We start from the raw sequence: 24,517 nt of genomic DNA, 5'->3' as shown, positions 1-24,517 counted from the left end.
AATCGTGCCCACGGTATCGCCGTCCCGGAAAGGGGCCAGACGCTAACTGGAACCGACCACGAAGCGTGGCCTGCGTTCCCAGTTTTAGGTATGCCTAAGAATCACTAAAGTGTATCGCTCTTTCCCAGACAAATGACTCTCGGTAACACGTGACATAATCGTTTTCTCGTCGCCGTGGCTATCCAGAGGTATGAACCGACACTTCACCGACGCGCGGTACTACTTCCGACGGGGATTCGAGCACCTGTACGTCGGTCTGGACGAGGAGACGGCACCGCTCCGTCGCCGCCTCATGGCGGCGCTCGGGCGCGAGGTTGAGGACGAGGAGGAGTCCGAGCCGCAGACGCGACGGGAGCGCGTCGAGTACGGCGCGCGCCGGGCGGCGACGCGGAGTCGACGTGCCGCCGGGCGGGTTCGCCGTCGCGTGCAGCGACCCGAGTAGGCTCGTTTGTGCCCTCGAATCGGGGCACAACGTAAGTCTTAATTGGCGGCGCGGAAAATCGAAATCGTAGTCGGGTTGGTGGTCTAGCCAGGTTATGACGGCTCCTTCACACGGAGCAGGCCGGCGGTTCGAATCCGCCCCAACCCATTTTCTGATTCCTCGCAACGACGAGCGACAGCGAGGAGTCCGTGGAATCGAAAATCGTCACGGCGGATTCGAAGCAGGGAGCGAACGAAGTGAGCGACCGAGGTTCGAATCCGCTCCAATCCATACCACACAACAACGAGCGACAGCGAGGGGTCCGCGGTGCTAAATCGGACACTAGCAGTCAAACACCGAAAACAGAAACGCCGCCCGCCGAGCGCCTACGCGATGTCGTCGAGCGAGACGGCGCTTCCGCGGTCGACCGTTATCCACGATGTCGTCAGCTCATCCGACTTCGGGGAAAAAACCGTCAGTTCGGTCGGGTTCTCCGGGTCGTCGTAGATGCATTCGAGGTCGAACACCGGCGCGTCAGCCAACTCGTCGGAACTGTGTGGTGCGGCCGTGCTCATCAGATGGATACGTCCGTCTTGCAACTCGCACACAGCGCGTCAGCGACCGCCTCCTTCGGGACGGACGTCCCGCATCGAGGGCACCGCGAACGGGTGCGCGAGTACTCCGTGTACGGTGCAATCCGCGAATTCTCGTTGGATTCGCTCATACACGACCAAATAGGACACGAGTACAAGAAGTTTTGGATATTACGAGTGTAATTACCCAAATTCGAACTCGTATGTAACGACAATTCTGATTGTATTACCTACTCCTCAACGTCGAGAGGGGAATCGGTACCCGGGTGGGAAGTCGGGTGTGGCTACTCGAACGACACGCGGAACAGCCAGCGATTCGACACCGTTCCGTTTTCGAAACGCTCAGCCGACCCCGTCTCTCAAACTGTCAAGAACTTCGAATAAACGAGAAGCTACCACGTTAGCTTCGGCGACCGACTCGCTTTTCTGACAGTTAAATCGTAGCGTCTCGCGTGAAACATCGTGTTTCGCGAACTGTTGCAGAAAAACTAGTCAACAAGCCCCCAGTATCGAAATCAGAGACAGACTAACCGCCTATACCATCAGGTAAGTTGACAGCCGTCACGCGAAACTATTGAAACTATCTCGTCAGCTTTTGCCCGCGGCGTCGGTAGATTGTCATCGCAGACACATGAGCACACGAACACGTATCGCCGGCGTTCTCGTCGTCGTCGCCCTCGTCGCGGCGGCGGCGACGGGGACCGGTTTGGCGGCGTCCGACGGCGTACAGTCGGTCGCCCAGCCGAACGCGCCGGCGGTCGACACACGGCAGGCACAGGTACAGCAACAGACACAGACGCAGATGCAGGCGGAGTACTGCACGTATCCGAACAACGCGACCTACGACTCGTTCGCGGTGAGCAACCTCTCCGCGCCGTCCGGCGTCGAAGCCGGTGAGCCGGTGACGGTGTCGGCGGACATCACCAACCCGAACGACGTGCCGATGATTCAGTGCGTCGAGTTCCGGCTCGAGGGCGACGTGGTCGTCCGAACCGGCTGGGCGCTGAACCCGAACGAGACGGAGACCATCGCGTTCGAGGTCAACACGACGGGCCTCGAAGACGGGACGTACATCCACGGCATCGAGACGCGCGACTTCGGCGAACTGACGACGCTCACCGTGGGCGAACAACCCGAGCCCGAACCCGAGGAGCCGACCGCGTCGCTCCAGTTCGACGACCAGGAGTCCGACGGGAGTAGCGTGACCGTCGCGAGCGCGAACCTCTCTGACGGCGGCTACATCGCTATCCTCGACGAGAACGGCTCGGTCGTCGGTGCGACCGACTACCTCGAACCCGGCGAGCAGGAGAACGTCTCCGTGCCGCTCCTCGAATCGCTCAACGAGAGTGCCACGCTGACTGCACAGGCGCACCTCGATACCAACGACAACCAGACGCTCGACTTCCTCACGTCTAACGGGACCGAGGACGGCCCGTACACGGTCAACGGGACGCCCGTCACCGACGACGCTGAAGTGACCGTCGGCGAGGAGCCGACGCCGGAAGAGCCGACCGCGTCGCTCCAGTTCGACGACCAGGAGTCCGACGGAAGTAGCGTGACCGTCGCGAGCGCGAACCTCTCGGACGGCGGCTACATCGCCGTCATCGATGAGAACGGTTCGGTCATCGGCGCGACCGACTACCTCGAACCCGGCGAGCAGGAGAACGTCTCCGTGCCGCTCCTCGAACCGCTCAACGAGAGCGCGACCCTGACCGCGCAGGCGCACCTCGATACCAACGACAACCAGACGCTCGACTTCCTCACGTCTAACGGGACCGAGGACGGCCCGTACACGGTCAACGGGACGCCCGTCACCGACGACGCTGACGTGACCGTCGGCGAGGAGCCGACCACCGAAGAACCGACGACCGAAGAGCCAACGACTGAGGAACCGACCACCGAAGAGCCAACTACGGAAGAGCCAACGACTGAGGAACCGACCACCGACGAACCGACCGAAGAACCGACAGCGACCGTCGAGTTCGAAGACCAGAACTCCGACGGGGCCACCGTGACCGTCGCGAGCGCGACCCTCTCTGAGGGCGGCTTCGTCGTGATTCACAACGAGAGCGGCGACGTCGTCGGGATATCGAACTACATCGAAGAGAGCGACAGTAACATCCGAATCTTCCTCACCGAGTCGCTGAGCGAGAGCGCCACCCTGACCGCCATGGCGCATCTGGATACGAACAACAACCAACAGCTCGATTTCCTCTCGTCCGACGGCGCTGAGGACGGCCCGTACACGATAGACGGGTCGCCCATCACCGACGACGCGGAGATAACCGTCGGTGGCGAGCCGACGACTGAGGAACCAACGACCGAGGAGCCAACTACGGAAGAACCGACGACCGAAGAACCGACGACTGAAGAACCGACGACTGAAGAACCGACGACCGAGGAACCAACGACTGAAGAACCGACCAACGAGACGGAGACTCCGCCGCCGACCGAGACGCCCATCGACAACGGAACGGAGAACTGAGACGACGACCGCCGGCCGACCCGGTCCCACCGCCGAGTCGGCTCGAACTATTTTTCACGACGACCGCCGACCGACCGGCCGCAGTCACCGACCGAGCGCCGCGAGCAGACCGTCGGGAACGGTGAGGAAGCCGAACCAGACCAACAGGACCACGAGCGCAGTGTAACCGATAGAGATGGCGAAGTCCTTGGCGAATCGTCGGGTCGTGTACGGATGCGATTCGGCGGACACCGCGTCGACAGCGCCCTTGTGGAGCAGGACGAAGCCGACCACGTTCGTCAGCCAGTAGCCGGCGACGACGCCCGGGAGGAACCAGCTTCTGGAGATGAGACTCACCGCGACGCCGAACGCGTAGGCCAGCGGGAGGTTGACCACGAGGTCGTTCCACCACGAAAGCGGGGACAGAACGAACCCGATAGCCGCCAAGATTCCGCCTTTCACGCGCCGGCGTTCCATCCAACTAGATGAACGGCCAGCGACAATAGTATTGTGAGCATCCGGCGCGCGGTTCCCGCGAGCGGGTGCGAGCCGCGGGGTCAGTCTGCCGTCCCGCTTTCGTCGCCGACGAGCGTGTCGACGAGCGCCGTGAGGTCGGAGACAGAGAGGTCGGGCTCCGGTCCGAACGGTTCCCACGGCGAGTCCTTCCGGTCGACCCAGACGCCCTGCATCCCGGCGTGTTGGGCCCCCATCACGTCGAACCAGCCGGCGGTCGCGTGGGCGATTTCGTCGATGGGCGTCCCGGTGCGGGCGGCCGCGTGGCGGTAGAGTTCCGCGTCGGGTTTGAACACCCCGACCTCGTCGGCGCTGACGACCCCGTCGAGGAGGTCGCGGATGTCGGCGTGGTCGACCATCGAGTCGAGCATCTCCGGGTTCCCGTTCGAGACGACGTAGCAGTCGTAGCCGGCGTCGCGGAGGCGGCCGACCGCGTCGCGCACGTCGTCGAACACGTCGAGTTCGTGGTAGACCGAGAGAATCTCGTCGCGCTCGGTCGCCGAGACCGACGCGCCGTGGGCCTCCAGCGCGTACTGGAGCGCCGCGCGGTTGACCTCGTAGAAGGGCTCGTACTCGTCGATGTGGTTGCCGACGAAGGTGTATTCGAGCGACCGCGACCGCCAGAGCTTCGAGACGGGTTCGGGGTCGTCGACGCGCTCGGCGAGCGCCTTCTCGGCGGCGTCGACGTCCACGAGGGTGCTGTACGAGTCGAACGTGACCGTCGAGACGCGGTCCGGGTCGAACGACATGCGCGACCCTACGTCGACGCGGGTGTTAACGATGCGGCGGTCGTGCGAACCCGGCGGGAAAAAAGACCGAAGAATGGGGTTGGCGCTCCTGACGAGCGCGGCGGGAGGGAAGCGGCCTACTCAGTCGTCCTCCCAGAGGGTCACGAGGACGACCATGTCCTGCATGTCGAAGGCGTTGCTCCGCGTGTTCGTCGTGCCGAGTTCGAACAGGAAGATGGCCTGGTTGCTGTCGAGCGCCATCGTCTTCCCGTCGTCGCTGATGTAGGGGGCGACGAACTCGGCGGCGTCGTCCTGTCCGTTGTAGCCCTTTATCTCCGGGACCGGGTCGCCGTCGCGGAGGACCGCGACCTGTCGGTGGTCGACCGACGAGTCGGCTGTGACGTAGCCGTCGGCGGCGGCGACGATGGAGAGGGCGTCGCCGGCGTCGCCCGCCACGCTGAACGAGTGCGACGCGCCGTCGTTCACGTTGTCCCAGTCGGCCGGGGTGTGCGACGCGCCGTCGACGACGAAGGTGACGGAGACGGGCACGTCGTACCACCCGTTCTTGATGGCGCTGCCGAGCAGTTCGAACTCGCCAGTGAAGTCGTCGGAGGGGACGACCTCGCCGTCGTCGATGGTGAAGTCATCTTCGGGCTCCGGCGTCGGGGTCGGCGTGGGTGTTGGCGTTGGTGACGGCGTCGGCGTTGGAGTTGGCGTCGGGGTCGGGGTCGGCGTCGAGGTGACGACGTTTCTGACCTCGTAGGTCTCGCCCATCCCGCGGACTTCCAGCGGGAAGGTGACGGTCGCGCCGGGGCCGGACGCCCCGTCGAGGGTGACGGTGACCGTGTCGTGTTCGATTTCGGTCACGCCGTCGGGCGCGGTGTACGTGAAGCTCGCGCGGCCCGACTCGTCGGTGACGGCGGTCGCCCCGTCGGTGGGGGCGACGGTGCCGCCGAGCGAGGTCGGCGATGCGACGGTCAGCGTCGCGCCCGCGGCGGGCGCGCCGTACCGGTCGAACGCGCGGACGACGAGCGTCTCGCGGCCGCCGGAGGGGACCGCGGCGTCCTCGCCTTCGACCGCGATGGCGTAGGCGGCGGGGTCGGGTTCGACGGCCTCGCCGACGCCGAGGCGAGCGACGCGGAAGTCGTAGCGGACGCCCGCGTCGAGTTCGATAGTGACGACCGCGTGGTCGCCGCTGGAGACGTAGGAGACGACCCGCGCGTGGGGCTCCTCGGCCATGAGGTCGACCCACGCGTCCTCGGAGAGGTAGGTCGGCACCGAGATGCGAACCGGGTCGGTGGCGCTGTAGACCGGCAGCGACTCGGTTCGGACGGAGACGGGCGCGAGCGCCACGGTGTCGCCCGCGGTCGTGTGGCCGTCGAGGTCGCCTTCGAAGAAGACGAGCGTGACGGTCGTGCCGCGGACGAGCGACTGGCGGTGGACGACGGGGGTGCCGTCGGTTTCGAGGTACGAGACGCCGCTTTCGAGCACCATCCGGGCCTCGTCGCGCTCGGCGTAGTCAGGTTCGTAGACGATGGCCCCGGTCGCGTAGGTGTGCGTCGAGCCGTTCCAGAAGACCCGCTCGGGGCCGACCGCGGAGACGCCCGTGACGGTCACGGCGTCCGCGCCGTCGACCCGGAACGTCCCGACGCTGTCGGGCGGTGAGACCACGAGGTAGCGCTCGGGGTACGACACGTCGGAGTCGACCGCGACGCGGCTGCCGGCGTCGACGCCGGAGGCGCGGAACACCTGCGAGTCGAGCGACGCGAGGTCGGTCGAGACGCTGGCGCTGTGGTCGGCTTCGTCGCCGGCGGTCCAGACGGGCGTGCCCGCGAGTTGGACCATGGCGATGACCGACACGACGAGGCCGAACGCGAAGACGAGCCCGAGGATTTCGGACACGCCGCGGGAGTCCAGAGAGAGGCGAGACACGGCTCAGACCTCCACGTCGGGCGCGTTCAGTTCGGGCGAGTCCTTGTCCTCGATGGCGGAGTCGGGCAGGTAGATGCGGGTCGCCGCGGTGATGACCACGTCGTCTTCGGCGGAGATGGCGGCCTCGCGGCCGCTGACCATGCCGCTGTCGGAGGTTATCTCCACGTCCGTCTTCGCCGAGGCGATGTTCGCGCCGACGACGAAGATGTTGCCCTCGGCGTCGACGAGGATGTCGCCGTCGCCGAGCATGACCACGCCGTTGAGGTTGACGCCGCCGCGGGCGGAGTCGATTTCGAGGTCGGCGTTGTCCTTGACGCCCGAGAGGCCGGCCCCGGCGAGGTCGACGCCGTCCGCGCCGTCGATGCGGACGTCGCCCTTGCCGCTGATGTCGGCGCTCCGGGCACTGACGAAGCCGTTCGTCGAGGTGACCGAGAGGAGGTTGCGGTCCTGCGTGAGCGTCACCCCGGCGTTGTCGAGGTCGATGTCGCCGCCGGCCTCGATGGTGAGGTCGGCGTTGCTGCCCTGCGTGACCGACGCGCCGGAGAGGTCGATTTCGTCTCCCGCGGTCACGTCGATGTTCTTGCCCGAGACCGAGGTGACGCTCACGCCGACCGCGGCCAGAGAGCCGCTTCCGGCGTCGATGTCGATTCGGCTGTTCGAGCCGGTCGCGACGACGTCGACGTGGAGCGAGACCCCGTCGCCCGCGAGGGTGATGTCCTCGTCGGAGACGATGGTTCGGACGCTCGGCGGGACGACGAGCCGGTCGGAGCCGGCGTCGTAGACGATGTCGCCGCCCGTGCCGGTGTCGTTGACGCGGTAGTCCGCGCCGTCGAACTCGCCGTTGCCGTCCACGTCAGCGTAGACGAAGCCGGGGTCGCCGATGGCGGCCACGAGCCCGCGGAGCGGGTCGGTGACGCCGCCCTCGCGGAGCTGCACGTCGAAGGTCACGCGGTCGACGTTCGCGCCCGCGGAGTCCTCGACGACCACGTCGAACTCGTCGGAGACGACGCCGTCGACGCTGCTCGTCGCGGTGTAGACGAACGTCGCGCGGCCGTCGCCGTCGGTGACGGTCGAGATGGTGCCGGTGTCGCGCGCGACGATGCGCCCGCTCTCGGCGGTCAGGCCGGGGCTGGCCTTGACGACCGCGTTGGGGACGGGGTTGTTCTGCGCGTCGCGGACCTCGACGACGGCCCGGTGGGTCGCACCGGGCGGGACGACGGCGTTGTCGCCCGCGACGTCGACGATGTAGGCGGGTTCTTGGAGCGCGCCGGGGGTGTCGATGCCGACCCGCGAGAGCCGCAGGTCGTACGTCTTGCCGGGCGCGAGTTCGACCGTCAGGGTGTTGTAGTCGGCTCCGGTCGCGTAGGCGATAGAGCGGACGTTGGGTTCGTCGGCCAGCAGGTCGCGCCACGCGTCTTCGGAGAGCCGAGTGGGGACCGAGATGGTGATGGGCGTGCCCGCGTCGGTGACCGTGATGTAGTCGGTGCCGGCGCTCAGGGGGACGACGCTGAAGGTCGCCGCCTCGCCCGTCGCGGTGTCGATGTCGCCTTCGAGGAAGACGAGAGACACCTTGGTCCCGTCGACGAGCGACTGGGTCGCGCCGACCTCGCCGCCGCCGTAGGCGGTGTACTGCGCGGTCCCCTCGTGGACGAGCGAGGGTTCGCTCTGGAGGTACCGGTAGTCGGGTCGGTAGACGAACTGCTGGGTGTCGAACGCGTGTTCGGAGCCGTCCCAGTAGGTGCCGGTCTCGCCGGTCGCGACCGCGCCGGAGATGCGGGCCGTCGCGGGGTCGGTCGTCCGGAGGCTGCCGGAGCCGGCGGCGGGCGAGACGAACAGCGCGCGGGTCGGGTAGTCGACGCCGGCGTCGAGGGTCGCGCGGGTCTGCCGGCCGTCGACGGCCTTGGCGACGCTCTCGTCGAACGCGGCGAAGTCGGTCTCGGCCGCGGTGAGGTGTTCGAATTCGGTCTGTTGGTTCCACGCGGGGACCGCCGAAACCTGCACCATCGCGACGAGCGAGACGACGAGCGCGAACGCGAGCATCGTGCCGAGGATGGCCGAGGCTCCGCGGCGGTCACCGCGGAGGTGCGAGCCGCGGCGGGCCTCGCCCGCGACGAACCCGCGCAGTACGTGCCTGAGGGGCGATTGCGTGTGTTGGTTGGGAGTGTTGTGAGTCATGGCCTTACACCAGTGCGAAGGCGACGAGCGCCAGCGCGGACAGTCCGAGGGCGTACTTCAGCCCGCTGAGGGCGCTGTTGTCTGCCAGTTTTCCGGCGAGGAGTCCGCTTCCGACCGCCTGAATCAGCGCGGAGTGGAAGAACACCACGTGGAAGTTCGCCAGCGGCACCGACGAGATGCCGATGGGGAGCGACTGTCCGTCCATCGACGCGGACGCCGACGGCCCGGTCATCTCGGCGAGGGGGCCGAGGTAGCTCGCACCGAGCATCAGGATGACGAACAGGTAGACGAAGTACCCGATGACGACGATGGCGATGTAGGAACCCATCGCGCGACGGCGGGACTTTTCGAGCTTGTACCGGTTGCGGGTGTCCTCCGCGGCGACGCTGAGGACGCGCGAGAGGTCGCCGCTGGTGCGGCCGCCGCTGGCGATGAGCCGGATGACCCGCGAGAGTTGCGGGACGTTGAGCCGGCTGGCGAACGCCATGAGCGCCGAGTGGGCGTCGTGGTTCCAGCGGATGTCGTTGCGGAGCGCGCGGAGTTCGTCCGCGAGCGCGCCGTTCGACCAGCGGGAGACGAGCGCGAGCGCCTCGACCAGCGAGATACCCATCTGGTTGGCGCTCGACAGCAGGTTCAGCGTGTCGGGGAAGCGCCGTTCGAGCGTGCGCTCGCGGCGGGTCCGAAGCTCGTGGAAGACCGTCAGGGGGACCGCGACGATGGCGAACGGGAGGACGACGAACCAGACCGTCGTGTTGTACGGGTTCGCGAGCATGGCGTCGAGCGTCGGCGTCGCGAGGCCGAGCACGAGGACGCCGACGACCGACAGGACCGCGAGGGGCACCGTGACGACCGCCGAGAGGTACGGCTGGCGGCGCATGATGTCGAGCGGGTCGCCGACGAGCGTCCGAAGCTCGTACACCGCGTTTTCCCGGCGGTAGTCGTCGAGTCGTTCGTCGACGAAGCCGCCGTCGGAGGCGACCTTGCCGCCGCCCCAGCGGGCCTCGCGGGCGCGCTGGACTTCGCGGCGCATCGCGCCGAGGAAGTTGGCCACGACCGTCCGAATCTCTTCGAGGACGGTCACGTCGTGTTTCGTCCGGACCGTGTCCTGCGTGTACGGCGAGGAGAGCACGTCCACGAGGAGCAGGAACAACGCCATCCCCAGCGGGAAGATGAGGTAGTTCAGGGCGTACAGCTGGACGAGCGTGTCGCCGCCGAGGAAGCTGATGACCATCAGGGTGACGATGAGCAGCAGCGGCGCGGCGACGAACGCGGCGACGAACACCTCGGAGAGCATCGACAGCGTCTCGATGAAGTCCTCCTGCTCGTCGCGGGCCTCTTCGAGGTACGTCGCGGACTCGCGGTCGAGGAAGGCGGTCACGTCGCCGCCGGAGTCGAGGACCGAAAGGAGGTCGTCGAGGAACTGCTCGAAGTTAATCGAGGGCGTCAGGTTCCGGGAGTTGCGGAGCGCCGTGAACAGGTCGTTGCCGAACAGGTCCATGTCGCGGGCGATCATCTCGAACTCGCGGGACACCTCGCCGTAGTCGGGCGCGTCGGCGACGGAGCGGATGACTTCGAGGAAGCTCATCCCGCCGTGGCTGAGCGCGTACATGTAGACGATGGCGTGCGGGAGCAGGATGTCGATGCTCCGGCCGCGCATCTCGGCGCGGCTCTTGGGGAGGTAGTACCGGGCGTAGTAGGTCCCGGCGGCCGCCAATCCGCCGACGAGGCCGACGAGGGCCGCGCCGAGGATGGGAACCTTGTAGGGGAGCAGGGGAACGACGTACTGCGCCGCGATGCCGAAGCTCACGGGGCTCGACGCGTTCGCCAGCACGCCCGCGCGGGCGAGGACGAAGGTGAGCGCGAGCCCGACGAGCGAGCCGAACACCGCGGTGACGAACGCCAGTTTGAGCGACTGCGTGAGGTACAGGTCGTAGGTCGTACCCACGCGGGTCTGGTTCAGCCAGCGCTGGAGGTCGCGGTGGCCCGCCGGGTTACGCTTGAAGTACGTGCGGACGTACCCGTAGCGCTGGCGGAGCCGCTTGACCTCCTCGGGCGACTCGTCGAAGTGTTCGCGCGGGAAGTACTGCTCGACCTCGTAGTCGGGCAGGGGAACCGAGGACGACGAGTCAGCGGGCATCGTCGGCCTCCCGGTCGTCGTCGCTCACGGCTTCGTCCGCGTCCGAGGCGTCATCGGCCGGCGCGGGGCCAGCCTCCGCGATATCGTCGAACTCGGTGGCGTCGTCGCTGTCGACGACTTCGGAGTCGTCAGCGTCCGAGGCGTCGTCAGCGACGGCATCGGCATCGTCGTCGCCGACGACTTCCCAGCCATCGGCGGCAGCGTCAGCGTCAGCGTCGCCGTCGCCGTCCGCGCCGTCGTCCAACTCGATGTCGAACAGGTCCGCGAGCAGGCGCTCGGTCTCGGGCGAGACCTCGATTTCGTCGTCGTCGAGGTCGTCCCCCGCGGCGTCGTCCTCGTCGCCCTCGTCGACGGAGACCAGCGAGGTCTCGGCGTAGACGTGCGCGAGGAGGCCTTCGCGGTCGCGCTCGAAGCGGCGAATCATCGCGGAGACCGTCAGGTAGTCGTCGACGCCCGAGGCGGCGATGTACCGGAGCACGTCGGCGCGAACGTCGAGTTCGTACTGCAGGTCGGCCTTGGTCCAGCCGCGCTCGGCGGCGATTTCGTCGAGGACGACCGAGTCGCCGACGCGCTCGTGGGCGTCGTTCTCGGGGTTGCGCTTGAACACGTCGCGGAGTTCGACCTCGCCGTCGTCGTCGACGCCGGCGATTTCGGTGACGGCGATGTTCCGGCGGGTCCGGTCGCCGTCGAGGTGAATCTGCTTTTGCACCGAGATGATGTCGAGGTCCGAGAGCATCTGGGCGGGCACGCCGAGGGGCTCGTTGCGCATGCGGTGGACCACGCCCTCCGAGGAGTCGGCGTGGAACGTCGTGTACGCGGTGTGGCCCGTGGCGATGGAGTGGAAGAACGTCAGTGCGACGCGTTCTTCCGTGCGAATCTCCCCGACCAGCAGGTACTCGGGGCGCTGTCGGAGCGCGGCCTGCAGGAGCGCGTACATCGACACCTCGCCGCGGCCGTCGGCCGTGAACGTGTCGCGGGTGACGGACTGAATCCAGTTGTCGTGCGGGAGGGTGATTTCGCGCGTGTCCTCGATGGAGACGACCTTCGCGTGGCCGGGGACGAAGAAGGACACCGCGTTCATCGAGGTGGTCTTCCCGGAGCCCGTGCCGCCCGCGAAGATGAGCGAGCGGTTGTTCTCGATGGCGAGCCAGAAGTACGCCATCTGCTCGACGCTGAAGGTGTTCCAGCGCACGAGGTCGACCGGCGACAGCGGCACGTCCGAGAACTTCCGGATGGTGAAGTTCGACCCGCGGGTGGCGATGTCGGAGCCGAGAGTCAACTGGACGCGGGAGCCGTCCGGGAGGCTCGCGTCGACGAGCGGGTCGGAGACGGTCACTTGCTTGCCCGCGCGTTGCGCGAGGCGGATGGTGAACGACGAGAGGTCGCCGTCGTCGAAGACGACGTTCGTCGGCACGTCCCGGTAGACGCTGTGGAAGACGTAGACCGGCACGTCGTCGCCGTCACAGGAGATGTCTTCGATGCCCGGGTCCCGCATCACGGGGTCGATGCGGCCGAAGTGGATGAAGTCGCGGAGCAGGAAGTAAAACAGCTTCCAGAGCGACCCCTCTTCGACCGTCGCCGCGTGTTCGGTGATTATCTCGCGGGCCTCGTCGTCGAACACGTCCTCGCGGTCGCCGTCGGCGTCGAGGTCGCGGTACAGGAGGCTGTTGCGCAGAATCTTCGTCAGGTCGTCGCGCACGAAGTCCTCGAAGTCGTCGAGGCGCGGTTCGCTCACGTGGTACCGGTGTTCGCGCTTCTCGTGGTCGTACAGGATGGAGACGAACGCGAAGGGCTTGTTCACCCAGTAGTGTTCGACGGCCTCGACGCCCTCGAGGAACGAGAAGTCGAAGAATTGGTCTTCGATGAACGCCTCCGAGGGCGTCGGCGCGAACGCCGTCTCGTCGTCGATTTCGGCGAAGAACGCCTTCACCTCGCGGAGGACGGCCTCCCGGAGCGTTTCCGGGCGGTCTTCGTCCGCCGCTTCGTCGTCGGTGGGGTCTTCGACGGGGCCGTATTCGATGCGGTCCGACGCGGGGACCGGTAGTTCACTCGCGCGGGCGGCCATCGCCTCCGGACCGGTCGTGGGGACCAGTTCGGCGGTGCCGGCACCGTCTGCTCGGAACGATTCTTCGCCATCGAGGCGGTCAGTCTGGGAGTTCTTGTCAGGAGACGCCATTCTCTGGAAATACTGAACGGTAGGAACGGCTGTAAGTATGGAGCGACTAGATGAGCGAATTCGGCCGGTTAGGCCCGAACTACCGGCGTATTCCGGAATTCATCTGGTCCGTTCTCGACGGGGAATCGAGGCGGGGGCGTCCCCAACTCCGCCCGCGAGAGAGTGGCAATTGAGTTACAGTATTCGGCCGCGCGCACCGTTCACGGCCGACGCGTCGGCGAGAAACGACGATATTCAGCGTAAGAACAGTGTTACCAATAGGCACAGACCGTCTGTCGTCGGAATTCCATCCTTCAGCCCCGTCGTGGCCTTGCGATTTCGGTCCTTCCTAGCGGGTGGAAACGGGACGAACCTTCAAGAGAAGCGGCGTTGTATGTAAGGATGTATTATGGATATTGCTGATATCGCCACTCCTGATTTCATCGAGGTCGACGTTGACGAGCGATTAGGCAAAGTCCGCTCCATCTTCGAGCGGGAAAACCCTAAGGGCATCATCGTCCAGGACGACGGCGAGTACGCGGGCGTCATCGGTGAGAAGCAGCTCATCAACTCGCACGTCGAAGACAACACCAAAGCGGCCGCGCTGACGAAGGCCGTCCCCAAGATAGACCGTCACGAGAACGTGCGCGAGGTCGCGCGCATGCTCGTCGAGGGCAACACGAAGGTCGCGCCGGTCTACGAGGGCGAAAAACAGTACGGCATCATCACGCAGGACGCCATCCTCGAGGCCGTCCTCGACAACCTCGACGCGCTGACCGTCGAGCAGATTTACACCGACGACGTGGTCACCATCGGCGAGCGCGACCACCTCGGACAGGCCATCAACCGCCTCCGCGAACACGGCGTCTCGCGGCTGCCGGTCGTCGACCGGGACGGCCGCCTCGCGGGCATCCTGACCACGTACGACCTCGTCGAGTTCATGGTGCGCGACGAGGGTCGGCAGGGGAAACAGGACCGCCGCGGCGACACCGACCGGATGCTCGACCTCCCGGTCTACGACCTGATGAGCAGCCCGGCGCGCACGGCGACGCCCGAAGAGAGCGTCCGCGACGCGGTCGCGCGCATGCTGGAACACGACATCGCCGGGCTCGTCGTCACGCCCGCCGACGACGACGGCGAGGTCCTCGGCGTGGTGACCAAGACCGACGTGCTCCGCGCGCTCACCTACACCGAAGAAGAGCAGATGGACGTGCAGGTCACGAACATCGGCCTCCTCGAGACGCTGAGCCGCGCCGACATCAACTCGGCCATCACCGAGGTCGCGGACAAGTACCAGCGGATGAGCGTGCTCCACGCCCACGTCCGCTTCCACGAGCACAAGGAGAAGCTCCGCGGCACGCCGCTCATCCAGTGCCAGATTCGGCTCCGCACGAGCCACGGCCAACTGGCCGGCAGCGGCGAGGGCTACGGCGCGGAACACGCGTTCCACGTCGCGCTCGACAAGCTCGAACGCAACGTGCTCGAAGTCAAGGGCTTCGAGGCCGACGAGCGCTACCGCGGTCAGCTCCTCCGGAAGCTGAACGAGCTGTAACGCCGACGCACCGGTCACACCGGTACGCCCGAAATCGAAACGCGAACGGAACACAGGAGCAGGATCGGGCCGGGTCGTCCGCCCGGTCGCGTCGACCTTTTTCTACACGTCAGTCGCCGAGAGCCCGCGGTCCGTTATCTTGAACGTCGCCGTCTCCCCGGCGGGTTTCGCGCGGTGCTTTTCGAGCGTCGCCCGGCGGTTGCCGCCGCGGAAGCGGTCGAGGCGGACGACGGTGCCGGTCCAGTGTTCGAGGGTGTGGCCGCCGAGCGCCCGCGTCCGGTCGGTGTCGGGGTCGGAGTACACTTGATTCGTCAGGACGACCGCGAGGTCGTGTTTGCGCGCGAGCGACAGCAGGTGCGTGACCTGCCGGGCGACCCGACGGAGCGCCTCGCCGCCGTCGCCCTCGGCGGTCCGTTCGAGCCGGTAGAAGCCGGTCGCGGAGTCGAGGACGATGAGGTCGGCGCTGGCGGCGAACTCCTCGGCGTCGCGGACGGCCTGTTCTTGGTCCTCGAAGTCGTACGCCTCGCTTATCATCAGCCGCGAGGTCACAGACTCCACGTCCTCGGGGGCGACCGCCTCCGCGAGCTGCTGGAAGCGGTCGACCGACAGCCCCTCGGTGTCGATGTAGACGACGGTGCCGCCCGCCGCGGCGACCCGGACCGCCGCCGAGAGCGCGACGTTGGTCTTGCCGGCCGCGGAGGGGCCGTACACCTGCGTGACGGTGCCGCGTTCGAACCCGCCGTCGAGGAGGTCGTCGAGCGCCGTGCACCCGGTGGAGACTGACTCTGTCACGTCAGGTGGTGGGTTCCACCGGCCGAAAAAGACCCCGGTCGCCCGCCGCGGTACGGGCCGCCGCTTCGGCGCCAGTCCGCGACCGTCGAGGGCGACCCGCGCACGACGCTTTATTCGTCGCCGTCGCCAAGGGAGGGACGTGATAGTCGTCGCCACCGCGGACTTCGACCTCTACCACGAGGCCGTGTCCGAACTCCGGAGCCGAGGAGTCGCCTTTACCACCGTCGAGCCGGGCGACCCGCTTCCCGAGCGGGCGCGGGTCCTCCTTACCGGCCCGGACGACGACCTCGACGGCGTCGATACCGGCGGCGACGTGACCCGCGTGACCGCGACCGGCGACGACGCGCGCCGCGCCGTCGACGAGGCGCTCGCGAGCCTCCGCGGCGGCGACGGACGGACCGTCGTCGGGGTGGACCCCGGAACCAGACCCGGCGTCGCCGTCCTCTCGGGCGAGACGGTCGTCGCCGCGTTCCACGTCCCGCTTTCGGACGCCGTCGAGGTCATCCGCCGCGAGACCGAGGACGCGGTCGACCCCGTGGTCCGCATCGGCGACGGCGCGCGCCTGCAGGGCGCGAAGCTCATCAACGACCTCGACGACGTCGCGGTCGAACTCGTCGACGAGACCGGAACGACGCCGTACCTCGGGACCGGCGCGCGCGGCATGGGCGACGTGCTCGCCGCGGTGAACATCGCCCGCCGGGACGGCGAGCGCATCGAATCCCGCGAGATAGAGCCGACCGAGGGCGAACTCACGCGCATCAAGGCGCGTTCGCGCGAGACGTCCGACGACAACCGCACCATCGACGACGCGCTCGCGCGCCGCGTCGCCGGCGGGGAACTGAGTATCGACGAGGCGCTGGACGAACACCGTTCGCGCGAGGAGTGAGCGTCGCGGCGGCGGTTTCGACGCCGTTAACGGCCGCCTAACGGTGCTCTACGCGACCGGTCGAGTGGGCCGTGGTTCGAGCGGTCGACGGGGAAAGAACGCTATTAACGTGACTCTCGGTTTATGAGACGCACCCTCCCCGATTCATACCTACGTTCTCCCGACGCGTATCGCGTGTCGCATGAGCACATCACGCACCCCCGAAGTCGGGCGACGAACGTACCTGAAGGCTCTCGGCGTCGGCGCGCTCTCGCTCGGCGCGTTCGCCTCGCCCGCGGCGGCGCACCGCGGGGCGCTCCAGCGCGAACTCGCGTCGGTTCGGGCGGCCACGTCGAAGTACGCCGACGTTCGGAAGGCCATCGCGGACGGCTACGTCCTCGGCAGTCCGTTCGTGCCGGGCATGGGCTACCACTACGTGAACCACCACTACATCATCGAGAACTACGACGACGAGGTCGATATCACGAAGCCCGCCGCGCTCGTCTACGGGAAAAACGAGGGCAACGGCAAGGAGGAACTCGTGCTCGGCGCGGCCGAGTACCTGTTCGACGAAGTGCAAGAATACGAGGGGCCGTTCCCGGACCCGTTCCACGGCGACAGCGACGACGGCATGTGGGGCTTCGCCGGTGGCCACTGGGGCCTCCACGCGTGGGTCCACGTGAACAACCCCGCGGGGACGTTCGCGCCGTTCAACTCCCGACCGCAGTTCAACGAGAAGTGACCTGACGGGTCGGCCGCGGCCGCTTTTTTCGGCGAATCGTCCCGGACGGTGAGCCTCGCGAATCGCTTATTCGCCGTCGTTAGACGCCACCGCGTCCACGGCGCGGCGCATGACCTCGCGGACGGGAAGTCCCGTCTCGGTCGCCACGGCGAGCGCGTCGTCGTACTCTGCGCTTCGGTCGTAGACGACGCCGTCGGCGTCGCTTCCGACCTTGACGCTCACCTCGTACTCGTCGCCGTCGACAGCGAGCGTCGCCGTCTCGAACTCGCGGCGGGCGGTCCAGCGGTGCCCCGCCCCGTGTTCGCGGACTCCGAGCGTGCCGGTCTCGACCGCGAGGCGATAGGCGACGCGCTCGGCGTCCTCGGGCTTGACGACGACCTTGACGAGGTGGCCGGGGCGGGACTTCTTCATCGTCGTCGGGACGATTGACACGTCGCGCGCGCCGGCGTCCTTCAGGGTCTCCTGTAGCCCGCCGAGGACTTCGGGCGTCGCGTCGTCGAGGTTCGTCTCGAGGACGGAAATCTCGTCGCGGACGAGCCGGGAGCCGCCGTCGCCGACGACCGCGCGGAGGACGTTCGGCCGGTCCGGGAAGTCCCAGCCGCCGGCCCCGTAGCCGGACGACTCGACCGACATCGACGGGAGCGTCTCGACGCCCTCGGCGAGGTGCGCGAGGATGGCCGCGCCCGTGGGGGTGAGCAGTTCGGCCTCGACGGGGCCGCCGCGGACCGACCAGTCGGCCGCCGCGGTGATGTTGAGCACGGCGGGCGCGGGGACCGGGTAGGACCCGTGGCTCATCTCGGCCTCGCCGCCGCCGACGGCGACCGGGCCGGTGACGACGCGGTCGACGCCGAGGTCGTCGAGGAGGAGACAGACCCCGACCACGTCGGCGATGGCGTCGTCCGCGCCGACCTCGTGGAAGTGGGTCTCGTCGAGGTCCGTGCCGTGGACCTCGGCTTCTGCCTCGCCGAGCACGCGGAAGATGGCCGTCGCGTCCTCGACCACGCCCGCCGGGAGGCCCATCGACTCGACGAGTTCGACGACCTCGGGGTAGGTCCGGTGCGGGCCGTGACCTTCGGCGTGGGTGTGGTCGTCGTGAGAGTGCGAGTGACCGTGGTCGTGCGAATGCTCGTGGTCGTCGTGGGAGTGCGAGTGACCGTGGTCGTGCGAGTGCTCGTGGCCGTCGTCGTGGTGGTGAGTGTGCTCCTCGTCGTGAGCGTGGTCGTGGTGGCGGTACTGATGTTGGTGGCTGTGCTCGTCTTCGCCGTCGCCGTCAGCGTCGTTGTCGGAGTCGCCCCCGTCGTCGCCGTCGGCGCGCAGGCGTCGGTGGTCGTCGCCGTGGCCCTCGCCGCGGGGGTCGCCGCCGTCGGTCTCCGCGAGGAGCACGTCCACCTTGGTCGCGAGGATGCCGTTTTTGTCGACCTCGTGGACGCGGTAGGTCACGTCGAGGGCGTCTTCGACGGGCGAGAGGACGGACGGGTCGGCACCGGCGGCGACGAGCGCGCCGAGGAGCATGTCGCCGCTGGCACCCATCCGGCCGTCGAACGCGAGGAGTCGCATGCGTGAACCGTCGTGTTCGAGAGTAAAAACGCCAGCCATCGACGCGCCGAGGCCTGTCCAGTCGGTAGGGATTAGTAGCCGCCCGCCCTACGGTGTGCTAGGCTGTAACCACGGGAGGACGGTGCCTCGGGCCGACCGGGGAAGGACTTATCCGATGGCCTCTCACAGGTATCAGCATCCCCGCGAGGTAATCATGAACGAAGTCCAACTCGAAGTGGCGAAAGCGTACCCGAACGACTCGGGGCGCGGTATCGCCCGTCTTGATCCGGACACCTTGCTCCATCTCAAGCTCTCGCCGGGAGACATCATCGAGATAGAGGGAGGAAAAACGACCGCCGCGAAGGTGTGGCGGGCAGACCGGCAGGACTGGAACACGGATACGGTCCGCATCGACGGGTTCACTCGGCAGAACGCCGACGTGGGCATCGGAGAGCGGGTCACCATCCGCAAGGCAGAGGCCACGAAGGCCGACAAACTCGTGTTGGCGCCGCCCGAAGAGGCGAGCGTCCAGTTCGGGTCCGACGCGGCCGGCATGGTCAAACGGCAGATTCTCAAGCGGCCCGTGGTCGAACGCGACATCGTCCCGGTGATGTCGAGTACGAACCACCCGTTCATGCGGTCGCCCGGACAGGCGATTCCGCTCATCGCCGTCGAGACGAAGCCCGACGGCGTCGTCCTCGTCACCGAGGACACCGACGTCGAACTCCGCGAGGAGCCCATCTCGGGCTTCGAGAAGGCCGGCGGCGGCATCACCTACGAAGACATCGGCGGGCTGACCAACGAGATTCAGCGCGTCCGCGAGATGGTCGAACTGCCGATGAAGCACCCCCAGATATTCAAGAAGCTGGGCATCGAGCCCCCGCAGGGGGTGTTGCTCCACGGCCCGCCGGGCACCGGGAAGACGCTTCTCGCCCGCGCGGTCGCCAACGAGACTTCGGCGAGTTTCTTCTCTATCGCAGGGCCGGAGATCATCTCGAAGTACTACGGCGAGTCAGAACAGCAGCTCCGCGAGATATTCGAGGACGCCAAAGAGGAGTCGCCGAGCATCATCTTCATCGACGAGCTCGACTCCATCGCGCCCAAGCGCGAGGACGTGACCGGCGAGGTCGAACGCCGGGTCGTCGCCCAGCTGCTGACGATGATGGACGGGCTCGAAGCCCGCGGACAGGTCATCGTCATCGCGGCGACGAACCGCGTCGACTCGGTCGACCCCGCGCTCCGCCGCCCCGGTCGCTTCGACCGCGAAATCGAAATCGGCGTGCCGGACGAGGAGGGCCGCAAAGAAATCCTCCAGATTCACACCCGCGGCATGCCGCTTTCGGACGACGTCGACCTCGACGACCTCGCCGACGACACCCACGGCTTCGTCGGTGCCGACATCGAGGCGCTGACGAAGGAAGCCGCGATGAAGGCGCTTCGGCGCTACCTCCCCGAAATCGACCTCGACAGGGAGGACATCCCGCCGAGCCTCATCGACCGCATGGTCGTCAAGAACGACGACTTCGGCGGCGCGCTCGGCGAGGTCGAGCCCTCGGCGATGCGCGAGGTGCTCGTCGAGATTCCGAAGGTGACGTGGGAGGACGTCGGCGGTCTCGAAGGGCCCAAACAGAAGGTCCAAGAGAGCGTCGAGTGGCCGCTGACGACGCCCGAGAAGTTCGAGCGGATGGGCATCGAGGCCCCGAAGGGCGTGCTCCTCTACGGGCCGCCCGGCACGGGGAAGACCCTGATAGCGAAGGCCGTCGCCAACGAGACGAACGCGAACTTCATCTCGGTGCGCGGTCCGCAGCTGCTCTCGAAGTGGGTCGGCGAGTCGGAGAAGGCGATTCGGCAGACGTTCCGCAAGGCGCGGCAGGTCTCGCCGACCATCATCTTCTTCGACGAGCTGGACGCGCTCGCCCCCGCCCGCGGCAACGACATGGGCAACAACGTCTCCGAGCGCGTCGTCAACCAGCTCCTGACGGAGTTAGACGGCCTCGAAGACGCGGGTAACGTCATGGTCATCGCGGCGACGAACCGCCCGGACATGATCGACCCCGCGCTCATCCGCTCGGGTCGGTTCGACCGCCTCGTGCTCATCGGCCAGCCCGCAGAGGAGGGCCGCGAGCAGATTCTCGACATCCACACGCAGCGGAGCCCGCTCGCGCCCGACGTGAGCCTCCGCGAAATCGCGGAGATAACCGACGGCTACGTCGGCTCCGACCTCGAATCCATCTGCCGCGAGGCGGCCATCGAGGCGCTCCGCGAGGACTCCGACGCCGAGGAAATCGAGATGCGCCACTTCCGCAAGGCGATGGAGTCGGTCCGGCCGACCATCACCGAGGAACTGATGCGCTACTACGAGGACATCCAAGACCAGTTCAAGGGCGGTTCCCGCGAGGGCCTGTCGCCCGACACCCGCGACGGCGGCCGCATCGGCTTCCAGTAAGCCGGACGGTCGGCGGTCGGTGGTTCTGGTTTTTCTTCTTATCTCCCGAAAAAGAAGCGACGCGTCGGTGTGTGGCGCGCGCTCAGAACAGCAGCGAGTCGTCGTTGTCTATCATGTAGAGCGTCCGCGCCGCCACGTTGACGGCGTGGTCGCCGATGCGTTCGAGGTCGCGCACCGTAAGCAGGAGGCGGCGCACGTCGACGAGGGCGGTCTCGGGTTCGAGGTCGCCGTCGCCCTCGAAGTCGTCGCCGCTCATGAGGTCGCGGACGATGCTCTGCGACGCGTTGTCACACATCGTGTCGAGGCTGTCGTCGCGCTCCGCCACGGACCGACAGAGGTCGGTGTCTTCGGTCTCGTAGGCGTCCATCGCCTGGTCGACCATGTCGAGCGCGGCGTCGCCGATGCGGCGGATGTCGACTTCCGTGTACACGTCGTTTTCGGCGTCGATGGCGTACTGCGCGAGGTTGGTCGCGAGGTCGCCGATGCGTTCGAGGTCGGTGATTATCTTGAACGACGCCGCGATGAATCGCAGGTCGCCCGCGACGGGCTGTTGGAGCGCGAGCAGGTCGATGCAGTCCTGCTCCAAGTCGAGGTAGATGCGGTTGATCTCGTGGTCGCCCTCGATGACCTCCTGGGCCTTCCGCTCGTCTTTGTCTTCGAGCGCGTCGAGGGCGTACCGAACTCGCTCCGAGACGAGTTCGCTGAGATACAACACGTCCTCTTCGAGCTGATTGAGGCGAGATTGGTACGTGTTTCTGGCCATACGTGACGTTCCGGCAGGCGAAGTGAAATTCCTTGTGATGGTTTCGGTGACTGAGCCGCCGATACGTCCCGAACGACCGTGTCCGATACGCGACGCCGAAACGCGGGCGTCGGGTCGGCGATGCGGACCGAGCGTGGCACAAAACGAGCCGCGAACCGCGCGAGCGAGAGCTGGTTATCCGAACTTGCCGGTGATGTAGTCTTCGACGCGCTGGCTCTCGGGGTTCTCGAAGATCTTCTGGGTGTCGTTGAACTCGACGAGTTCGCCGCCGGTGAGGAAGACGGCGGTCTTGTCGGAGATACGCGCCGCCTGTTGCATGTTGTGGGTGACGATGACGACGGTGTAGTCCTCGGCGAGTTCCTCGACGAGGTCTTCGATTTGCGAGGTCGCCACGGGGTCGAGCGCCGAGGCGGGCTCGTCCATGAGCAGCACCTCGGGGTCGGTGGCGATGGCGCGGGCGATACAGAGGCGCTGTTGTTGACCGCCGGAGAGGTCGAGACCGGACTCGTGGAGGCGGTCTTTCACCTCGTCCCAGAGGGCGGCGCGCTTGAGCGACTCCTCGACGACCTCGTCGTAGTCGGCGTCGATGCCCTGAATCTTCAGGCCGTAGACGACGTTCTCGTAGATGCTCTTCGGGAACGGGTTCGGCTTCTGGAACACCATGCCGACGCGGCGGCGGAGCGCGACGGGGTCGACGTCGTCGTCGTAGACGTTCTTGCCGCGGAGCGTGAGTCCCCCCTCGACGCGGGCGACGTCGATGAGGTCGTTCATGCGGTTGATACAGCGGAGGAACGTGGACTTCCCGCAGCCGGAGGGACCGATCATGGCGGTCACGCTGTTTTCGGGGATGTCCATCGAGATGTCGGTGAGCGCGTGGTCGTCGCCGTACCAGACGTTGATGTTATCCGAGCTGATGACGGTCTCGGCGTCCCGCCCCACCGAACTCTCCGACGCAGAGAGCCCGTCGCTCACGTCGGTTTCGACGAGCATCTCGTCGTTCGTCGGGTCCTCTGTTCCGTTCATGGCTTGCTGTTCTCCCTCGGGTGCTTTGTCTCTTTGGCTCATTGGTGGTGTTCAGTTTTCACTTTCGAACTTGTTGCGCAGGACGATGGCGATGGAGTTCATGGCGAGGAGGACCGCCAGGAGGACGACGACGCCCGCCGGGACGGCCTTCGTGTAGAAGTCCTCGCTGGCGAACAGGCTGGACCACGCGTACACCTGCAGGGGCATGGCGCTCACCTTCGAAGTGAGCTCCGTCGGCAGGCTGAAAAGCACGTTCGGCGCGCCGATCATGATGAGCGGCGCGGTCTCGCCGATAGCCCGACCGAGCGCGAGGATGGTCCCGGTCAGGATGCCGGGGAACGCCTCCGGGAGGACGACGTTCTTCACCGTCTGCCAGCGCGTCGCGCCCATGCCGTAGGACGCCTGCCGCATGTCGCTGGGAACCGCCCGAATCGCCTCGCGCGAGGAGATGATGACGATGGGCAGGATGAGGAGCGCGAGCGTCGCGCCGCCGATGAGGACCGTCCCCGTGGGCTGGCCGAGGTAGGTGACGAACACGCCGAGTCCGAGCAGCCCGTAGACGACCGAGGGGACGCCGGCGAGGTTCGAGATGTTCACGTCGATGAATCGAGTGAAGGCGTTGTCCGGGGCGTACTCCTCGAGGTACACCGCCGCGCCGACGCCGAGCGGGAACGAGAGGGCGGCGACCGTCGCCATCAGCAGGATGGAGCCGCCGATAGCCGGGTAGAGGCCGGCGTTCTCCGCGGTCCCGCTGTGGGCGCTCGTGAGGAACTGCCAGTCGACCCACGACTGCGGGCCGGCGAAGCCGAGCGCGTCGACCGCGACCGCGCCGACGAGCGACCCGCCGATGATGACGCCCGCGAGCAGCAGACCGATTCGCTCCTGTTCGCGGGTGATCGCCGCGCCGCCGGCGTAGGCCAGCGTCGGGACAAACGCGACCGACGTGACGACGGCGGCGGCGTTAGCGTCGACACCGAGCGTCGGGCCGACGACGGCCGCGAGGGCGGTCAAGACGAGCGCGGACGCGCCCGCCGCGAGGCCCGCGGTAGTGTCCTCTCGGATTCGGGCGATGTACTGTCCGACGACGACCGCGGTCACGCCACCGAGAACGAGCGTCAGAATCATCCAATCGGTCGGGACGAACGGGAGCTGTCGGACGATTTCGGGGATGCTGTGGAAGTACCCCGGCACGCCGACGAGCGAGAGAATAAACGCGGCACCGGTCGCGGCGACGCGGAGGGTAAACGGAATCTGCTGTTCGTACTTGGTCAGGACGACCGTGAGCGCCGCCGGAACGAGGAGGCCGACGACGTACGACAGGCCGGTCAGCGGCGGGACGATGTCGACGAAGACGATGGCGACGCCGCCACTGAACAGCAGGAACACCCCGAGCATCCCGATGACCATCCCGCCGAGCTTGAGCGCCGGGACGTTCCGGCGGGCGAGATAGCCGCCGACGACCGCCGTGGGGACGACGAGCGTCAGGAAGAAGGTGAGATGCCAGCCGAGGTCGGCGGTGAGCGGGCGAATCGCGTCGTTGGCGACGTAGACGAGGAGGACGGCGAGCGTGACGATGCCGAACATCGTCGCGCCCAAAAGCAGGTACCGGAAGACGGTTCCGGCGGTCCGACTGACCTGTCCGAACCCGTCTGCGTAACTCGATTCGGTGTCGGTCGACAT

18 protein-coding genes and 1 tRNA gene are annotated in these 24,517 nt (G+C 66.9%); 7 read left to right on the top strand and 12 right to left on the bottom strand.

The features are described from left to right. Positions 1–190: 190 nt before the first annotated feature. Positions 191–442, top strand: a complete 252-nt coding sequence (locus ABY42_RS11905) for a hypothetical protein (protein ID WP_050459600.1) — start codon at positions 191–193, stop codon at positions 440–442. A gap of 72 nt (positions 443–514) precedes the next feature. Then, positions 515–589 (top strand) — tRNA-Val (locus ABY42_RS11900). 218 nt (positions 590–807) lie between these two features. On the opposite strand, the gene ABY42_RS11895 is transcribed toward ABY42_RS11900, so the two are convergent. Beyond that, on the bottom strand, positions 808–996 hold the full coding sequence (locus ABY42_RS11895; RefSeq protein ID WP_004975315.1) for a DUF7511 domain-containing protein: 189 nt from the start codon (positions 994–996) through the stop codon (positions 808–810). A 649-nt stretch (positions 997–1,645) separates the two neighbouring features. On the opposite strand from ABY42_RS11895, the gene ABY42_RS19980 reads away from it, so the two are divergent. Further along, positions 1,646–3,499: a DUF7282 domain-containing protein gene (locus ABY42_RS19980; RefSeq protein ID WP_231608286.1), complete on the top strand. Its 1,854-nt coding sequence runs from the start codon at positions 1,646–1,648 to the stop codon at positions 3,497–3,499. Positions 3,500–3,583: 84 nt separating this feature from the next. On the opposite strand, the gene ABY42_RS11885 is transcribed toward ABY42_RS19980, so the two are convergent. The 6 genes from ABY42_RS11885 to ABY42_RS11860 all read right to left on the bottom strand — a co-directional run bounded on the left by ABY42_RS11885 (position 3,584) and on the right by ABY42_RS11860 (position 13,139). After that, positions 3,584–3,955, bottom strand: coding sequence for a hypothetical protein (locus ABY42_RS11885; protein ID WP_050459599.1), 372 nt, complete (start codon positions 3,953–3,955; stop codon positions 3,584–3,586). Positions 3,956–4,035: 80 nt separating this feature from the next. After that, entirely contained in the window at positions 4,036–4,740 is a 705-nt protein-coding gene (locus tag ABY42_RS11880) for a haloacid dehalogenase type II (protein ID WP_004975322.1), read from the bottom strand. A 120-nt stretch (positions 4,741–4,860) separates the two neighbouring features. Continuing rightward, the gene (locus ABY42_RS11875; protein WP_050459598.1) at positions 4,861–6,651 is read right to left on the bottom strand and encodes an Ig-like domain-containing protein; all 1,791 of its coding nucleotides are present in this window, start codon (positions 6,649–6,651) and stop codon (positions 4,861–4,863) included. A 3-nt stretch (positions 6,652–6,654) separates the two neighbouring features. Continuing rightward, a complete protein-coding gene (locus tag ABY42_RS11870) occupies positions 6,655–8,826 on the bottom strand; it encodes a hypothetical protein (RefSeq protein WP_050459597.1) in 2,172 nt (723 codons plus the stop codon). Between the two features lie 4 nt (positions 8,827–8,830). Next, complete coding sequence (locus ABY42_RS11865) at positions 8,831–10,963, bottom strand: type II secretion system F family protein (RefSeq protein WP_050459596.1); 2,133 nt, start codon at positions 10,961–10,963, stop codon at positions 8,831–8,833. After that, the gene (locus tag ABY42_RS11860) at positions 10,953–13,139 is read right to left on the bottom strand and encodes a type II/IV secretion system ATPase subunit (protein ID WP_050459595.1); all 2,187 of its coding nucleotides are present in this window, start codon (positions 13,137–13,139) and stop codon (positions 10,953–10,955) included. Before ABY42_RS11860 ends, ABY42_RS11865 begins: the two co-directional genes overlap by 11 nt. Positions 13,140–13,527: 388 nt before the next feature. Between ABY42_RS11860 and ABY42_RS11855 the strand changes: the two genes are divergently transcribed. After that, positions 13,528–14,670, top strand: coding sequence for a CBS domain-containing protein (locus tag ABY42_RS11855; protein ID WP_004975340.1), 1,143 nt, complete (start codon positions 13,528–13,530; stop codon positions 14,668–14,670). A 102-nt stretch (positions 14,671–14,772) separates the two neighbouring features. Here the strand turns inward: ABY42_RS11855 and radB are convergent, their stop codons facing one another. Beyond that, a complete protein-coding gene (gene radB, locus ABY42_RS11850) occupies positions 14,773–15,462 on the bottom strand; it encodes a DNA repair and recombination protein RadB (RefSeq protein ID WP_050459594.1) in 690 nt (229 codons plus the stop codon). A gap of 139 nt (positions 15,463–15,601) precedes the next feature. Here radB and ABY42_RS11845 point away from each other — a divergent pair, with 139 nt between their 5' ends. Both ABY42_RS11845 and ABY42_RS11840 read left to right on the top strand, forming a co-directional pair. Continuing rightward, positions 15,602–16,348, top strand: coding sequence for a RuvC family protein (locus ABY42_RS11845; RefSeq protein ID WP_050459593.1), 747 nt, complete (start codon positions 15,602–15,604; stop codon positions 16,346–16,348). 181 nt (positions 16,349–16,529) lie between these two features. Next, positions 16,530–17,069, top strand: coding sequence for a hypothetical protein (locus ABY42_RS11840; RefSeq protein ID WP_004975347.1), 540 nt, complete (start codon positions 16,530–16,532; stop codon positions 17,067–17,069). A 66-nt stretch (positions 17,070–17,135) separates the two neighbouring features. Here the strand turns inward: ABY42_RS11840 and larC are convergent, their stop codons facing one another. Further along, the gene (larC, locus tag ABY42_RS11835; RefSeq protein WP_050459592.1) at positions 17,136–18,626 is read right to left on the bottom strand and encodes a nickel pincer cofactor biosynthesis protein LarC; all 1,491 of its coding nucleotides are present in this window, start codon (positions 18,624–18,626) and stop codon (positions 17,136–17,138) included. 193 nt (positions 18,627–18,819) lie between these two features. Here larC and ABY42_RS11830 point away from each other — a divergent pair, with 193 nt between their 5' ends. After that, the gene (locus ABY42_RS11830) at positions 18,820–21,051 is read left to right on the top strand and encodes a CDC48 family AAA ATPase (protein WP_004975353.1); all 2,232 of its coding nucleotides are present in this window, start codon (positions 18,820–18,822) and stop codon (positions 21,049–21,051) included. A gap of 82 nt (positions 21,052–21,133) precedes the next feature. Here the strand turns inward: ABY42_RS11830 and phoU are convergent, their stop codons facing one another. The 3 genes from phoU to pstA form a co-directional block, all read right to left on the bottom strand. Further along, positions 21,134–21,814: a phosphate signaling complex protein PhoU gene (phoU, locus tag ABY42_RS11825; protein WP_004975354.1), complete on the bottom strand. Its 681-nt coding sequence runs from the start codon at positions 21,812–21,814 to the stop codon at positions 21,134–21,136. A gap of 174 nt (positions 21,815–21,988) precedes the next feature. Beyond that, the gene (gene pstB / locus ABY42_RS11820) at positions 21,989–22,837 is read right to left on the bottom strand and encodes a phosphate ABC transporter ATP-binding protein PstB (RefSeq protein ID WP_004975356.1); all 849 of its coding nucleotides are present in this window, start codon (positions 22,835–22,837) and stop codon (positions 21,989–21,991) included. A 51-nt stretch (positions 22,838–22,888) separates the two neighbouring features. Then, positions 22,889–24,517, bottom strand: a complete 1,629-nt coding sequence (gene pstA, locus ABY42_RS11815; RefSeq protein ID WP_050459591.1) for a phosphate ABC transporter permease PstA — start codon at positions 24,515–24,517, stop codon at positions 22,889–22,891.

The sequence above is a fragment of the Haloferax gibbonsii genome (genome assembly GCF_001190965.1).
Lineage (GTDB): Archaea > Halobacteriota > Halobacteria > Halobacteriales > Haloferacaceae > Haloferax > Haloferax gibbonsii.
Note: the sequence above shows the minus strand (reverse complement) of the source record. Positions and strands in the feature narration are given on the sequence as shown.